At 36.4% G+C, this 14271-nt stretch carries 9 protein-coding genes; 8 read left to right on the top strand and 1 reads right to left on the bottom strand.

Annotated features, from left to right (window positions below):
- Nucleotides 1-271: 271 nt before the first annotated feature.
- From fdhF to ACFVQC_RS24135, 8 genes are all read left to right on the top strand, one after another.
- Nucleotides 272-3214: a formate dehydrogenase subunit alpha gene (gene fdhF, locus ACFVQC_RS24170; protein ID WP_377899450.1), complete on the top strand. Its 2943-nt coding sequence runs from the start codon at nt 272-274 to the stop codon at nt 3212-3214.
- A 12-nt stretch (nt 3215-3226) separates the two neighbouring features.
- Nucleotides 3227-3709: a helical membrane plugin domain-containing protein gene (locus ACFVQC_RS24165; protein WP_377890175.1), complete on the top strand. Its 483-nt coding sequence runs from the start codon at nt 3227-3229 to the stop codon at nt 3707-3709.
- Nucleotides 3710-3866: 157 nt separating this feature from the next.
- Nucleotides 3867-5738 carry a glycerophosphoryl diester phosphodiesterase membrane domain-containing protein gene (locus tag ACFVQC_RS24160; protein ID WP_377899449.1) on the top strand — a complete coding sequence of 624 codons (1872 nt, stop codon included), beginning with the start codon at nt 3867-3869 and terminating at the stop codon, nt 5736-5738.
- Between the two features lie 369 nt (nt 5739-6107).
- On the top strand, nt 6108-7241 hold the full coding sequence (gene ald, locus ACFVQC_RS24155; RefSeq protein WP_377899448.1) for an alanine dehydrogenase: 1134 nt from the start codon (nt 6108-6110) through the stop codon (nt 7239-7241).
- Nucleotides 7242-7344: 103 nt separating this feature from the next.
- Nucleotides 7345-8760 carry an amino acid permease gene (locus ACFVQC_RS24150; RefSeq protein WP_377890172.1) on the top strand — a complete coding sequence of 472 codons (1416 nt, stop codon included), beginning with the start codon at nt 7345-7347 and terminating at the stop codon, nt 8758-8760.
- A gap of 125 nt (nt 8761-8885) precedes the next feature.
- The gene (locus tag ACFVQC_RS24145) at nt 8886-9437 is read left to right on the top strand and encodes a class I SAM-dependent methyltransferase (RefSeq protein ID WP_377899447.1); all 552 of its coding nucleotides are present in this window, start codon (nt 8886-8888) and stop codon (nt 9435-9437) included.
- A 331-nt stretch (nt 9438-9768) separates the two neighbouring features.
- Nucleotides 9769-10146, top strand: a complete 378-nt coding sequence (locus ACFVQC_RS24140) for an ArsR/SmtB family transcription factor (RefSeq protein WP_377890168.1) — start codon at nt 9769-9771, stop codon at nt 10144-10146.
- A 20-nt stretch (nt 10147-10166) separates the two neighbouring features.
- Complete coding sequence (locus ACFVQC_RS24135) at nt 10167-12524, top strand: heavy metal translocating P-type ATPase (RefSeq protein WP_377899446.1); 2358 nt, start codon at nt 10167-10169, stop codon at nt 12522-12524.
- A 119-nt stretch (nt 12525-12643) separates the two neighbouring features.
- On the opposite strand, the gene ACFVQC_RS24130 is transcribed toward ACFVQC_RS24135, so the two are convergent.
- Entirely contained in the window at nt 12644-14107 is a 1464-nt protein-coding gene (locus ACFVQC_RS24130; RefSeq protein ID WP_002204501.1) for a nicotinate phosphoribosyltransferase, read from the bottom strand.
- Nucleotides 14108-14271: the final 164 nt, after the last annotated feature.

Below are 14271 nucleotides of genomic sequence, written 5' to 3'. Positions count from 1 at the left end.
CTCCATATTTATCATAAAACATCGAAAAACCAAAAGCATCTACTAACAAGAAGATGGCAGATTATTTTGGTTATTATTGTATATGTACGATATAATAGATTTGTAGAATAGTGACATTTTCAAGCTTTCGTAGTTATACCTTATAACATCTAGAATCGACTTCCAAAGGAAAGTATTTCAACAGGGCGCTTCAAAAATATGTACAGCAACGCAGTTATGAAAACGGATTCATAATTGTGTTGTACAGTTAGTTGTAAGGAGAGGGGAAACTATGACAGAACAGACAGTCCGTGTAACCGTTGATGGTAAAGAATTTTTCGCATCAGGTGAAAAGACGATACTCCAATTATTTAACGAAAGTAATTTAGAACATCCTCAAATTTGTCATGTACCAGAGGTAGATCCTATTAAAACTTGTGATACATGTATTGTAGAAGTGAATGGAAGTTTACTGCGTGCCTGTTCAACGAAGTTGGAAGATGGCATGCATATTGAGAGGCAATCGGAACGTGCGAAGGAAGCGCAAACTGAAGCGATGGATCGAATATTAGAGAATCATTTATTGTACTGTACGGTATGTGATAATAATAATGGTAACTGTAAAGTCCATAATACAGTAGATATGATGGGAATTGAAGAACAAAAATATCCATATGAACCGAAAGCAAGTGCATGCGAAGTGGATACGTCGCATCCATTCTATCGATACGATCCAAATCAATGTATTGCTTGTGGGCAGTGTGTAGAAGTATGCCAAAATTTACAAGTGAATGAAACTTTATCGATTGATTGGAGTTTAGACCGTCCACGTGTTATTTGGGACAATGGTGTGAGTATAAATGACTCGTCTTGTGTTAGCTGTGGGCAATGTGTAACAGTTTGTCCTTGTAATGCATTAATGGAAAAAACGATGCTAGGAGAAGCTGGATTTATGACTGGTTTAAAACCAGATGTGCTAAATCCAATGATTGATTTTGTAAAAGATGTAGAGCCTGGATATAGCAGTATTTTAGCAGTTTCAGAAGTAGAATCTGCAATGCGTAAGACGAAGATTAATAAGACAAAAACAGTTTGTACATTTTGTGGTGTAGGTTGTTCATTTGAAGTGTGGACGAAAGATCGTCAAATTTTGAAAGTACAACCTGTTTCAGATGCGCCAGTTAATGGTATTTCCACATGTGTAAAAGGTAAATTTGGCTGGGATTTTGTGAACAGTGAAGATCGTATTACAAAGCCATTAATCCGCCAAGGAGATATGTTTGTTGAGGCTTCATGGGAAGAGGCTCTTGAAGTTGTTGCATCTAATATGCAGCATATTAAATCAGAATACGGCAGCGATGCATTTGGGTTCATTTCTTCTTCGAAAGTAACGAATGAAGAAAATTATCTTATGCAAAAACTAGCTCGTCAAATATATGGAACGAATAATGTAGACAACTGTTCCCGTTATTGTCAATCCCCAGCAACAGACGGTTTATTTAAAACTGTCGGTATGGGCGGGGATGCTGGAACAGTGAAAGATATCGCTGAAGCAGGTCTTGTTATTGTTGTTGGTGCGAATCCAACAGAAGGACATCCTGTACTTGCAACTAGAGTGAAACGTGCTCATAAATTACATGAACAAAAACTAATTGTCGCAGATCTTCGTAAACATGAAATGGCGGAACGTGCTGATATATTTGTTCACCCAAGTCAAGGGACGGATTATGTATGGCTTGCTGGGATAACGAAATACATTATCGATCAAGATTGGCACGATAAAAAGTTCATAGATGAAAATGTAAAGAATTTTGATGAATATAGCAAAATGCTAGAAAAATATACGATTGATTATACTGAGGGAATTACAGGGATTTCTAAAGCTCAGTTAAAAGAAATGGCTCGTATGGTATATGAAGCAGATGGTACTTGTGTACTTTGGGGAATGGGTGTAACTCAAAATACAGGAGGAAGTACAACGTCGGCAGCAATTTCAAACTTACTTCTCGTTACGGGTAACTACCGTCGTCCTGGTGCCGGCGCGTATCCGTTACGCGGGCATAATAACGTACAAGGTGCTTGTGATATGGCGACATTACCGAACTGGCTTCCGGGTTATCAAGCGGTCTCAGATGATGTGCATCGTGCGAAGTTTGAAAAAGCATACGGTACTACCATTCCGAAAGAACCGGGATTAAATAATATCGCAATGTTACTTGCGGCCGAAGAAGGAAAACTGCGTGGTATGTATGTTATGGGAGAAGAAATGGCTTTAGTAGATTCAAATGCCAACCATGTACAACATATTTTAGCGAATTTAGACTTCCTTGTTGTTCAAGATATGTTCTTATCAAAAACAGCTCGTTTTGCCGATGTTATTTTACCGGCAGCACCAAGCTTAGAAAAGGAAGGAACATTTACAAATACAGAGCGCCGTATTCAAAGATTGTATGAAGTATTGAAGCCACTTGGTGATTCTAAGCCAGATTGGTGGATTTTACAAAAAGTAGCTCGTGCATTGGGTGGAGACTGGAATTATGGAAGTCCAAGTGAAATTATGGATGAAATTGCATCACTTGCCCCGTTATACTCACAAGCAACGTATGACCGTTTAGAAGGCTGGAATAGTTTATGTTGGGGTAGCCATGATGGTAGTGACACACCGCTATTATATGTAGATGGATTTAACTTCCCAGACAAACTAGCACGTTTATCACTGGATGAATGGATTCCGCCAGTTGTAGCACCAGATGAGTATGATTTACTATTAAATAATGGCCGTATGCTAGAGCATTTCCATGAAGGGAATATGACGAATAAGTCGGCTGGCATTTTATCTAAAGTGTCTGAAGTATTTGTTGAAATTTCACCTGAACTTGCTAAAGAACGCAATGTGAAAGATGGTGGTCTTGTAGAGTTAGCATCACCATTTGGAAAGATCAAAGTACAAGCGCTTGTTACAGATCGTGTAACTGGAAATGAGTTGTATTTGCCGATGCATGCGACAGTAAATGAAGAGGCAATTAATATTTTAACAGGAACAGCAACAGACATTTATACGTGTACACCAGCTTATAAACAAACAATGGTGAAACTGCGCGTATTACGTGAAAAAGGAAATCGTCCGTTACCATCTTCAAACCCGAGAGATAAAAAACGTCATCCGCAAAATGGTGTTGAAATCGAGCAAAAGTGGCAAAGAAAACAATACGTATCACTTGTGGACCAGAATTAGGGGGCGGAGATAATGGCAAAAGAGATTACTTTAATTAAAAAGAAGATTGTAACAGAAGAAGAAAAAAAACAGCAAGTAACAGATGAGTTGTTAAATAATCTAGCTGAAAATAGAGAAGCAGTAGAAGAGACGATGCAGCTATTAGCGCAGTTGCAAAAAGCTGGAATTTTAGATGCAGCAATTAGTTTACTTGCTGCAAAAGAAGATGTTTCCAAAATAGCTGTTGAACAATTGAATCGTGAACCAGTTAAAAATGCACTCAACAATATGATGGGGGCGGGGGAAGCGTTATCCTCAGTTGACCCAGAAGTAACAAAGCAAATCACATCGAGTTTAGTCACTGGATTGCAATTTGCAACAGAGGAATTAAATAGTGGTAAAAAAACAAAAGTGATGGATTTCTTTAAAGTGTTAAAAGATCCAGATATCAATAGAGCAATTACATTCGGTTTTAGCTTCTTGAAAGCATTTGGTCAAGGGTTAGAAAAAAAATAGAGTAAATGAAAAAGTGATGGCAAGTAGCCATCACTTTTTCATTGTATGTATAAGAGTGTTCATGTTAAGCGGAATATATTATTATTATTAAAAAGATGGGTTGGAAATGGAAATATGGAATCCATCTCAAATATCGTTTTAGAATGTGGAGGAATATATGCAACACCGTAAAAGACTATCTATACCAGGAGTAATGGGACATTCCTTTCAAACAGTTAGATTTGCTTTTTGGAATGTATTAACCTTTCAACTTGCTTATAAATTATTAGCAGCGATTGTATTTGTCCCGCTATTTGGGATCATTTTTAATAAGTTATTGTATTTTGGCGGTTATGCAAATGCGACGAATGATGAATTATTAGCTTTTTTAAAGACACCATACGGCATTTTGACAATCGTAATTTTATCATTGTTAGCACTGTTTCTTATCTTTACGGAATTTGCGGTGCTTATTATCATTTCGTACTTCGCTCATAAAAGACAAAAGGTGAAATTACGTCCGATTTTATATAAAACCGTGACGTATTTACCTACTCTTTTCACATATTGCTTACCAGGATTTATTTTATATGCTGTCGTATTGTTACCTCTTTTAAATATTGGATATGAAACGGCATTAATTCCGCAAATTCAAATTCCTAACTTTATTACAGGAGAACTGTTTAAGACAACGATGGGACAAGTTGGTTATTACACGTTCTTTGCTGTAGTCGCGTATTTGAACCTTCGCTGGATTTTTGTTCTACCTATTGTCGTTTTAGAGCAAAAGCCGTTTCGCACAGCAGCACGTAAAAGTGCAGCTTTAGTAAAAGAAAGTTTTTTTAAAGTACTATTCTTTTTAGTAGGATTTTTTATTTCAATAGGGATTGTGTACGGTGTATTTTTTGGAATGTATTTATTGTGTCTATGGGGCATGTATGAATTTACAAATCCACAGGGAACATTTGCATTATTAGCGGAATCAACAATGTCTGTATTTTTAACGAGTACATTGTATTTATTTAGTTTTATCGTGACGCCATTTTATATTATGGCAATAACACGATTGTATTTACAAAAGGTTCCGGTTGAAGATGTTTTATTAGAAGAAGGATTAGATTATTCGAAAACAAAAGCAGATAAATGTTTCTTCCAAAAACATCGTTGGAAATTTATTGGTGTATATATTGTAGGAATTATTACTGCCGGAATGGTCGTTGCCTTCATTGTAACGTTTATTTCAAATTCATATAAAGAACCAATTATTATGGCTCATCGTGGTTATATTTCAAAAGGTGTAGAGAATACGAAAGAAGCTGTGCAGGGGGCTATTGATGCCAAAGCAGACTACGCTGAAATTGATGTACTGCAAACAAAAGACGGTGAACTAGCAGTTATACATGATTTGAAGCTAAAACGTCTTGCTAATGCTAATGTTCATGTGTCAGATTTAACGATGGAGGAGTTAAGGCAGCTTACCCTTAGTCAAGATGGTTTTTCAGGACAAATAAGTACACTTGATGAGATCATTAAGCTGGCAAAAGGAAAAATCAAACTTAATATTGAAGTGAAGCTTCATGGTGGCGAAAAAGATTTCGTAAACAAAGTATTAAAAGCGATTAAAGATAATGAATTTGAGAAGCAATGTGTCATTCAAACGTTACACTATCCGCTTATTAAAGAGTTTAAACGTGCAAATCCAAATATAAAAGTAGGATATATACTGTATGCGAGTAGAGCTAACTTAAAGAATGTGAAGGCTGATTTTTATGTAGCAGAAGAATACATGTTAAATAAGAAATTAGTAAAAGAAGCAAGGAAGTTAAACAAGCCAATTTACGTATGGACGGTAAATGATATGGAAAGTTTAAAGAGATATTATAAGTTAAACGTAGATGGTATCATTACCGATTATCCTGAAGATGCACGTGAAACAATTAAGATGTTAAAAGAGCAAGAAGATCGTGAAAGTGATATGTTTGATAAAATTACTGAGACGACAGAAGATTTATTTTTAAAGTTATTTATGATCTATCCAGCTGCTGGTTAAATGCTAGTAGCTGTTTTTTTTATGAAAAGAATATATTTCTAAAGTATTGTACAAAGTAATAAGTGTATATGTATACGTAACTACTTAGTTTTTTGCATTGTTACATTATTGTCAAATAATAAATAATTGCTATGCGTTTTGAGTGGATATAATGTAAATAGAGTGATAGATAATGCGATGGTACGAATAACCCAATAGAATCAATGTTTCTTATATTTACACTATTCTAAATATATAAACTTTTAAAAAATGGTATGTTAGCGTTTTCATAATTTTTAAGTTATGCTAGAATAAGGACATAAGTTATTAATTATTACAAAAAGAAAAAAGAATTCCTTTTTTCTGTTAATTATAAGGGGGCATTTCATTATGCGTATTGGGGTACCAGCAGAAATTAAAAACAACGAAAACCGTGTGGCAATGACACCAGCAGGTGTTGTACATTTAATTCGTAACAATCACGAAGTATTCATTCAAAAGGATGCAGGTGTAGGATCTGGTTTCACAGATGCTCAGTATGTTGAAGCGGGAGCAAAAATTGTTGATACAGCTGAAGAAGCTTGGAACATGGAAATGGTTATGAAAGTTAAGGAACCAGTTGAAAGCGAATACAAACACTTCAGTGAAGGTTTAATCTTATTCACATACTTACACTTAGCTCCAGAACCAGAATTAACAAAAGCGTTAATCGAGAAGAAAGTTGTTGCTATCGCATATGAAACAGTACAATTAGAAAACCGTTCATTACCATTACTTGCACCTATGAGTGAAGTAGCTGGTCGTATGGCTGCACAAATCGGTGCGCAATTCCTTGAGAAAAACAAAGGCGGTAAAGGTATCTTACTTGCAGGTGTTCCAGGAGTTAAACGTGGTAAAGTAACAATTATCGGTGGTGGACAAGCTGGTACAAATGCTGCTAAAATTGCAGTTGGACTAGGTGCGGATGTAACAATCATCGACTTAAGTGCAGAACGTCTTCGTCAATTAGATGACATTTTCGGAAACCAAGTAAAAACTTTAATGTCTAATCCTTACAATATTGCAGAAGCTGTAAAAGAATCTGATCTTGTAATCGGTGCAGTATTAATCCCAGGTGCAAAAGCGCCAAAACTTGTAACAGAAGAAATGATTCAATCAATGGAACCAGGTTCTGTTGTTGTAGATATCGCGATTGACCAAGGTGGTATTTTCGAAACAACTGACCGTATTACAACTCATGATAACCCAACTTATGAAAAACACGGCGTTGTGCATTATGCAGTTGCAAACATGCCAGGTGCGGTTCCACGTACATCAACTCTTGCATTAACAAACGTAACAGTACCATATGCAGTACAAATTGCTAACAAAGGCTACAAAGAAGCTTGCCTAGGCAACACTGCATTATTAAAAGGTATTAATACATTAGAAGGCTATGTAACATTCGAAGCAGTTGCAGAAGCTCACGGTGTAGAGTACAAAGGTGCTAAGGAATTATTAGAAGCAGAAACAGTATCTTGCTAATAGAAGCATTATACAAAACGAAATCGAACAATATATAAAACAACATGATAAGAGCTAAGAGATAATACCTCTTAGCTCTTCTTGGTAAAAGGGGGCATTCATCGTGGCCAACCTATTTAAAAAGAAATCCGTTACGCAATTGTTAGGGGAAAGTAAAAGTAAAACTTTGACGAAAACGCTAGGGGCATTTGACCTAACAATGCTAGGGATTGGTGCGATAATTGGTACAGGAGTTCTAGTATTAACGGGATTAGTAGCAGCAAGAGATGCTGGTCCAGCAGTTATTTTTTCATTCATGATTGCAGCAATTGTTTGTGGATTTGCAGCTTTATGTTATGCAGAGGTTGCATCTGCACTTCCTGTTTCAGGTAGTGTGTACACATATTCATATGCAACAATTGGTGAGTTTGTTGCCCATTTAATGGGATGGACATTGCTATCCGTATATGTCGTAACGACTGCCGCAGTAGCTGGCGGATGGACAGGTTATTTCAATAATTTAGTGAGTGGATTGGGACTTGAAATTCCTAAAGCATTGTTAACGATTCCATCGCAAGGTGGTATGGTGAACTTACCCGCAGTTATCATTACGTTGGTGATAACTTGGTTATTATCACGAGGTACAAAAGAAAGTAAGCGTGTGAATAACATAATGGTATTAATTAAAATTGGTATTGTTGTTTTATTCATTGCAGTTGGTGTATTCTACGTGAAACCAGAAAACTGGATACCATTTGCACCGTACGGCTTAAGTGGAGTCTTTGCCGGAGGAGCAGCAGTATTCTTCGCTTTCTTAGGATTTGATGCATTAGCAACTTCTGCTGAAGAAGTAAAAAATCCGCAACGTGATCTACCGATTGGTATTATTGCTTCATTAGTCATTTGTACAATCATTTATGTTGTAGTTTGTCTCGTTATGACAGGTATGGTTTCTTACAAGGAATTAGATGTACCTGAAGCGATGGCCTATGTACTAGAAGTTGTAGGACAAGATAAAGTGGCTGGTGTAATTGCTATTGGAGCTGTAATTGGTATTATGGCTGTAATTTTCGCATACATCTACGCTACGACACGTGTATTCTTCGCGATGAGCCGTGATGGTTTATTGCCAAAATCTTTTGCGAAAATTAACAAGAAGACAGAAGCACCAACATTTTCAGTTTGGTTAACAGGAATTGGTAGTGCTGTAATTGCTGGATTTATCGATTTAAAAGAATTGTCAAATTTAGCGAATATTGGAGCGTTATTAACATTCGCGATGGTTGGTGTAACTGTCATCATTCTTCGTAAAACGCATCCGAAATTACAACGTGGATTTATGGTACCATTTGTACCAATCTTACCGATTATTTCAGTTGCATGCTGTCTATTCTTAATGGTAAATCTACCGTTAAAAACATGGATATACTTCGGTATTTGGTTGGCAATTGGAGTAGTTGTATACTTTGTGTATTCGAAAAAACACAGTCATCTAAAAGAAGATGGAAGTTCGCAAGATAGTTTAGAAAAAGCTAATTAAAGGGATATAAGATAGTAAGCCTTGTGCGTCTAGGGAGCGCGTAAGGCTTTTTCTTTTGGGGAAATAAAGGGGTCAATGTTACTTTGTCGAACTTTGATGTTGGAATATGAAAAAGGGGTGGAAAGATGGAGACGAAAGTTGTCGTTGGAGCAGAGGGATATAATAATAACCCAGGTTGGTTACATACAAATGAAGAACAATTAAATTTATTAAAAAGAGAAACGTGGATTAATAAATTTCAGACTAATTCTTTATCAGTAATTTTGGCTGAGCACGTATGGGAGCATTTATCGTATGAAGAAGGTATAGAAGCAGCTAAAATATGCTATGAGTTTTTACAAGATGATGGTTATATTCGGTGTGCAGTGCCGGATGCATGTTTCCCTAATGAAGAATATCAGCGTGGTGTGCAAGTGGGAGGACCTGGCCCGTTAGATCATCCGGCTGCAAGTCATAAAATTGTACATAACTATAAAACGATTGTATCTATGTTTGAAGCAGCGGGTTTTCAAGTAAAGTTGCTAGAGTATTGCGATGAAAATGGAGAATTTCATTATAATGATTGGAATGAGCAAGGAGGTTTTATTTATCGCTCGAAGCGCTTTGACCATAGAAATCAAGATGGAAAGTTAGGATTCGCTTCGTTAATTGTGGATGCAGTGAAAGTTAATAAATAAGAAAAGGATGCACGATAGCTTTCGTGCATCTTTTTTGTATGAAGATCATGATAGATGCTGAGAATATTTATCCCGCTATTTGAGGGCAGTAAAACTCCCACCTCGAAATTCAGCTGGAGCAAAGAAGTTAGGTGGGAGATCAACTGCCCGTAAACGCCCGATTGGTGCGGGCTGATTAAAGTTTCACTTTATAGGTGTATTTTGAAATGTGAACGAAATGTTCGAAAAAATGTATGAGAATTTATTGACACATATGAATGGACGCTCATATAATAAAGGTATAAGACATATGAATAGTTGTTCATATGTTCAAATGAAGAGGTGAGCTGTGATGGCTGAAAATAAAGTAGAAACGCAACAGGAAGCGTGTTCTCAAACGGTAATTCACGAGGAAATCGTGGATCAAGTAAAACAAACAATTCCGACTGATGAAAGTTTAAGTAAAGTAGCAGAATTATTTAAAGTATTAGGTGACCGTACACGTACGAGAATATTGCATGCATTATTTGAAGCTGAAATGTGTGTTTGTGATTTAGCTTATTTATTAGGAATGACACAATCTTCAATCTCACATCAGCTTCGTGTATTAAAGCAAGCAAAGCTTGTAAAGAATCGTAAAGAAGGAAAGGTAGTTTATTATTCATTAGAAGATCAACACGTAATTCATATCTTCGAGCAAGCGTTTGAACACGTAAACGAGGAAGAATAAAAACGCGAGGAGGGAGAACGATGGCTGAAGCATTAGTGAAAAAGAAACTTATGCTAGAAGGTTTAGATTGTGCAAATTGTGCAATGAAAATTGAAAAAGGTGTTGGGAATATAGAGGGAGTAACGTCTTGTTCCGTAAACTTCGCAACAAAAACGATGCTTTTAGAAACACCGCAAAATAAAGAAAATCAAGTTGTTACGGAAGCGAAGCAACTTGTTACAAAATTAGAGCCGCATATTAAAGTGCAAGAAGAACAAAAAACAAAATCAATAAAAGAAGTATTTGTATTAGAAGGCTTAGATTGTGCAAATTGTGCAATGAAGATTGAAAATAAGGTAAAGGAAATGCCAACAGTTTCAGAAGCGACTGTTGATTTCGTATCAAAGAAATTACGAGTAGAAGTTGCGAATAAAAGAGAACTTGAATCGACTGTGCAAAATATAAAAAATGTTGTTCAAAAGTTAGAGCCAGATGTAAAAGTTGTTCGTGAAGAGGAAAAAGGACACGACCACGGTCATGATCATGGTGATGGAAATGTGAAAAAGATGATAGGACGATTAGTAGTCGGTGGAATTTTGACAGGAATTGCTGCATTAGCCGGATTACCGCAAATGATAACAATTCCATTATTCGTCCTTGCGTATTTATTAATAGGTGGGGATATCGTTTGGAGAGCGGTAAGAAACATAACTCGCGGCCAAGTATTCGATGAAAACTTTTTAATGGCAATCGCAACTTTAGGAGCTTTCGCGATTCAACAATATCCAGAAGCGGTAGCAGTTATGCTATTTTATCAAGTAGGGGAACTGTTCCAAAGTATTGCAGTAAATCGTTCTCGAAAATCAATTACGTCATTAATGGATATTCGTCCTGACTATGCGAATGTGAAAGTTGGAAACGAAACGAAACAAGTATCACCAGAAGATGTGCAAATAGGTGAGTATATTATCGTAAAACCAGGTGAAAAAGTACCGTTAGACGGGAAAGTAGTTGAGGGAACATCAATGATGGATACTTCAGCGTTAACAGGTGAGTCTGTACCGCGAGAAGTAGAAGTTGGTAATGACGTATTAAGTGGTTTTGTAAACCAAAATGGTGTATTAACTGTTGAAGTTACAAAAGAGTTCGGTGAATCGACTGTATCGAAAATTTTAGACTTAGTACAAAATGCAAGTAGCAAAAAAGCGCCAACAGAAAACTTTATTACGAAGTTTGCACGTTATTACACTCCTGTTGTAGTTATAACAGCAGCAATAATGGCATTTATTCCACCACTTATTTTAGAAGGTGCTACATTCTCCGATTGGATTTATAGAGCTTTAGTGTTCTTAGTAATCTCTTGTCCATGTGCGCTCGTTGTATCGATTCCTCTTGGATTCTTTGGCGGTATTGGTGGGGCATCTAAAAGTGGTATTTTAGTAAAAGGAAGTAACTATTTAGAAGCATTGAATGATGTGAAATATATCGTTTTTGATAAAACAGGAACATTAACAAAAGGTGTCTTTAAAGTTACGAAGATGGATCCTAGTGAAGGTACTACAGCTGAAGAACTATTAGAATATGCGGCATTTGCAGAAGTATATTCAAATCATCCGATTGCACAATCTATTCGAAAAGCATATGGAAAATCAATCGATGAAAATGCTATTGAAGACTATAGTGAAATTTCTGGTCATGGTACGGTTGTAAAAGTACAAGGAAAAGAAGTTTTCGCAGGTAATGCTAAATTAATGAGAAAAGAAAACATTACATTTAAGCAACCAAATACAGTAGGTACATTAGTTCACGTTGCTGTAGATGGTAAATATGCAGGTTATATTGTTATCTCTGATGAGGTAAAAGAGGATTCAAAACAAGCGATTCAAACGTTAAAAGAACTAGGTATTAAGAAGACAGTCATGTTAACTGGTGATGCAAAATCAGTTGGTGAAGCTGTTGGTAAAGAATTAGGTTTAGATGAAGTTCATGCCGAATTATTACCACACCAAAAAGTAGAAGAAATCGAAAAAATTGATGCAGCAAAACGCGGTAAAGAAAAGATTGCATTCGTCGGTGATGGTATTAATGATACACCAGTATTAGCGCGAGCAGACGTTGGTATTGCGATGGGTGGTTTAGGGTCAGATGCAGCAATTGAAGCTGCTGATATCGTTATTATGACTGATGAGCCTTCAAAAATTGCGACAGCAGTAAAAATTGCAAAACGTACACGTAGTATTGTCTGGCAAAATATTATATTTGCATTAGGGGTAAAAGGGTTAGTGTTATTACTCGGCGCCTTTGGTATTGCAACAATGTGGGAAGCGGTCTTCTCAGATGTTGGTGTGACACTACTTGCAGTTTTAAATGCAATGCGTGTACTGAGAGTGAAAGATTAATAAAAATAAGAGAGGGCGCGATTACGCCCTCTCTTATTTTTATTATTTTACCGTGTTATTGAGGGTGACTGTTGGTAACATAATATTGAAAAAAACAGAGAAGGAGGAAACTTCTCTGTTTATTTTTGTATATTTTTTTCAACTTGTTCGCGAACAGTTTGAATATAATTCATTTTATGATCCCAGCACTCCTGGCTTAAATCGACAGGGTACTCTTCAGGATTTAAAGTTCGCATATATTCTTCCCAAAATAGTGAGAGGCTGTGTTCGTTATACTTTTGAATATCTAATATGTTAGGTAATTCATACGTTCTTTTACCGTTAACGAAAATATCTTGATGCAGTTCGCGTGCTTCGAAGTTTGTTACGAATTTACTTATATATGTATGAACAGGATGGAACATTTTTAAACGTTCTTCTTTTCCGGGTTCTTCTGACTCTAAAGCAATATAATCGCCTTCTGCATGATCGTTAACACGGTTAATAATACGATAAATTCGTTTAAGTCCTGGGGTTGTAATTTTTTCAGGATTGGATGAAATTTTAATCGTATCATTTAAGTTGCCATCGGCATCTTCAATGGCAACTAGTTTGTAGACAGCGCCTAATGCTGGTTGCTCAAAAGATGTGATTAGTTTTGTACCGACACCCCATACATCAATTTTTGCTCCTTGAGATTTCAAATGCATAATCGTATATTCATCTAAATCGCTAGAAGCGATAATTTTTGTGTTTGTAAATCCAGATTCATCAAGTTGTTTTCTTGCTTCTTTTGATAAATACGCCATATCTCCACTATCAAGGCGAATACCGTAAAAATCGATGCGATCTCCAAACTCTTTTGCAACACGAATCGCATTTGGAACACCAGATTTTAAAGTGTCGTATGTATCGACGAGAAATACACATTTTTTATGTGTTTCAGCATATTTTTTAAATGCAACATATTCATCACGATATGCTTGAACGAAAGAGTGGGCATGTGTGCCGGCTACAGGGATGCCAAAGCGTTTCCCTGCCCGAACGTTACTTGTAGAAGAGAAACCGCCAATGAAAGCAGCGCGTGTTCCCCAAAGAGCAGCATCAAACTCATGAGCACGCCTTGTACCAAACTCTAAAAGTTCATCATTATTTGCAGCGTGCTTCATACGTGCGGCTTTTGTAGCAATTAATGTTTGGTAATTTACAATATTTAAGAGAGCAGTTTCAATTATTTGTGCCTCGCCAAGCGGTGCATCAACACGTAATAAAGGCTCGTTATTAAAAACAACTTCACCTTCCTGCATACCACGAACCGTTCCAGTGAATTTCATATTTTGTAAATAATGAAGGAAGTCTTCTTCAAATTGCAGCTCTGCTAAATAAGCGATATCGCTTTCGGTAAACCTGAAATTTTCTATGTACTCTACAATTTTCTCAAGACCAGCAAATACTGCATAACCGTTTTCGAATGGAAGCTTTCGAAAGTATAAATCAAAAACAGAACGGCGATTATGAATACCATCTTTCCAATATGTATAAGCCATGTTGATTTGATATAAATCTGTATGTAAGGCGTAACTATCGTCTTTATAATGATTCATTGCGAAAACACCTCCGTAAATTGGTTATAGTATACCAATTTTCCACCCTTCGTAGCAAAGAAGTAATATGGAAGTGAAGTCAAGAGAGAAAAAAATGAAATAATGCATATTTTTTAGAAAATTTACATTTATCAATTTATATTTCTCCAGATTTTATGTATTAT

The organism is Bacillus sp. NPDC057893, assembly GCF_042796455.1.
GTDB lineage: Bacteria > Bacillota > Bacilli > Bacillales > Bacillaceae_G > Bacillus_A.
The sequence above is the reverse complement of the archived record's forward strand: the minus strand, read 5'-3'. Positions and strand labels throughout refer to the sequence as shown.

Bases quoted from the DNA above. Each gene is read 5' to 3' on its own strand.
- fdhF (WP_377899450.1), top strand. From the start codon at position 272: ATGACAGAACAGACAGTCCGTGTAACCGTTGATGGTAAAGAATTTTTC.
- ACFVQC_RS24165 (WP_377890175.1), top strand. From the start codon at position 3,227: ATGGCAAAAGAGATTACTTTAATTAAAAAGAAGATTGTAACAGAAGAA.
- ACFVQC_RS24160 (WP_377899449.1), top strand. From the start codon at position 3,867: ATGCAACACCGTAAAAGACTATCTATACCAGGAGTAATGGGACATTCC.
- ald (WP_377899448.1), top strand. From the start codon at position 6,108: ATGCGTATTGGGGTACCAGCAGAAATTAAAAACAACGAAAACCGTGTG.
- ACFVQC_RS24145 (WP_377899447.1), top strand. From the start codon at position 8,886: ATGGAGACGAAAGTTGTCGTTGGAGCAGAGGGATATAATAATAACCCA.
- ACFVQC_RS24140 (WP_377890168.1), top strand. From the start codon at position 9,769: ATGGCTGAAAATAAAGTAGAAACGCAACAGGAAGCGTGTTCTCAAACG.
- ACFVQC_RS24135 (WP_377899446.1), top strand. From the start codon at position 10,167: ATGGCTGAAGCATTAGTGAAAAAGAAACTTATGCTAGAAGGTTTAGAT.
- ACFVQC_RS24130 (WP_002204501.1), bottom strand. From the start codon at position 14,107: ATGAATCATTATAAAGACGATAGTTACGCCTTACATACAGATTTATAT.